The organism is Phenylobacterium sp. (assembly GCF_030693805.1).
Taxonomy (GTDB): Bacteria; Pseudomonadota; Alphaproteobacteria; order Caulobacterales; family Caulobacteraceae; genus Phenylobacterium.
In genome coordinates this window covers 1-1,289 of record NZ_JAUXZW010000347.1, presented here as the reverse complement: position 1 = coordinate 1,289, position 1,289 = coordinate 1, and the positions used below count along the sequence as shown (strand labels likewise).

2 protein-coding genes are annotated in these 1,289 nt (G+C 40.7%); both read right to left on the bottom strand.

The genetic code is table 11. The annotated features are described in order from the left end of the window. Positions 1–171 precede the first annotated feature (171 nt). The gene (locus Q8M88_RS13825) at positions 172–1,059 is read right to left on the bottom strand and encodes a lysophospholipid acyltransferase family protein (RefSeq protein ID WP_305597738.1); all 888 of its coding nucleotides are present in this window, start codon (positions 1,057–1,059) and stop codon (positions 172–174) included. Between the two features lie 9 nt (positions 1,060–1,068). Continuing rightward, a partial coding sequence (locus Q8M88_RS13820; RefSeq protein WP_305597737.1) for a hypothetical protein occupies positions 1,069–1,289 on the bottom strand: 221 nt, incomplete at its 5' end.

Genomic DNA, 1,289 nt, shown 5'->3' with positions numbered 1-1,289 from the left:
TAGGGCGAATCCAGATGTGGTTTCAGAAAGAAATACTGATCAAATTACCCCGCGACGGAAAAATTCAGGATGCCAAATCGAAAATCATGGAAATCATTAACAACGCCAAATCGCTACCAAACAATAGTCAATTGATTGTTTATGCCGATGTTGACCCGATGTAACCTTGAATTATTTCAACGCAATTTCTTCCGGCCTTGTATGTTTCCATCGTTTGTGCGACCAAAGCCAAAGTTCAGGTCTTTTACGGATAATTTCCTCCAAAAATTTAGTGTGTGCTTTTGTAACTTCGTATTCTTTAGTTTGCGAGGCATCATCGAAAAGTTTGGTGAATTCAACCTCGTAAAAACCACGGCGAACTTTCTGAATATCCATAAAAACAACTGCCTGTTTAAACCTGGAGGCTACTTTTTCAGCTCCCGGAAAAACCGCAGTTTCCTGGTTCAGAAACATCATCCAGTAGTCAGTATCTTTAAGGGCGGTTTGGTCGGTCAGGTAATAAGTCGCCGATAATTGACCGCTTTTTTCGAGTTCAAGCATGGTCCGAAGCGAAATCCGGGCAGGCATCATGAACATTCCAAACCTGGAACGGACACTCTTGATATAGTGATCAAACGTTTCGTTTTGAATCGGACGGTATATCACATGCACCTGGTGACGGATGACTTTAGGCAGAGAAAGGGTCCATTCCCAGTTGCCGTAATGACCAGAAAGAAGGGCGATACTTTTCCCCTGATCGTACAATTCATCCAGAACTTGCGGATTTTTATAATGAAACCGCTTTCTTACTGATTCTTCGGACATTTGAATAGCCTTGAAGGTTTCAACTACCAGATCGGCAAAATGCAGATAAAATTTGCGGGCAATTTCGTTTATTTCCTGATCAGTTTTTTCAGGAAAGGAATTTTTAAGGTTCTGAATGACCGTTTTTTTTCGATAGCCAATCAGGTAATAACTACCCAGAAAGATGAGATCAGCCCACAAATAAATCAGCCAGAACGGTGTAAACCCGAGCAGTTTGAGTATGAAAACGCCAATTTGGGCTATCACTTTTTTCATTGTTTTAATCTATTGTCTGATATCTTCAATCTCCCGTGGGTAAATTTCAATATTCGCAGGTCGTTTATGTTTCCACCTTCTGTGCGACCACAACCAGTATTCGGGTTCTGACCTGATAATTTCTTCGAGTTTTTGTACATAGGCAATCAGGATATCTTCTGGTTTTACTTCCGAAGGGTTTTCAATTAGTTTGTAATGAAAAACCTCATATCGGCTTCTTCCAACTTTTC